Here is a 285-nt window from a genome sequence, read left to right as displayed (position 1 = left end):
GGTTGGCAATCGGTCCTTTTATCAAAAAAGAGAACATTCCCTTGTGGCTACAGAGTCTTCTGGCGGGGATTCTTGTCTTTTTGTATGGGCTAACGATAAGTTTTTTATCTGCTACACAGTTTGGGACTTCTCCTATCGTCTTTTGGCTTAATGGTTTAGTCTTTGATAGTTTACACGCTACTTCAACAGTTTTGTTTTATCCAATTATTGATTATATTTTTAGGAGATTTTATAAATGAAAAAAATTAGTATTATGTTGATGGTTGTCTTCTCGCTCTTCTTGGC

1 pseudogene is annotated in these 285 nt (G+C 35.4%); it reads left to right on the top strand.

Annotated elements, in window-relative coordinates:
• A pseudogene (locus C1G53_RS13450) lies at window positions 1–239 on the top strand (preprotein translocase YidC); the annotation flags it as partial.
• Window positions 240–285: the final 46 nt, after the last annotated feature.

The organism is Streptococcus suis, from assembly GCF_002960445.1.
GTDB classification, from domain to species: Bacteria; Bacillota; Bacilli; order Lactobacillales; family Streptococcaceae; genus Streptococcus; species Streptococcus hyiners.
The sequence above is the reverse complement of the archived record's forward strand: the minus strand, read 5'-3'. Positions and strand labels throughout refer to the sequence as shown.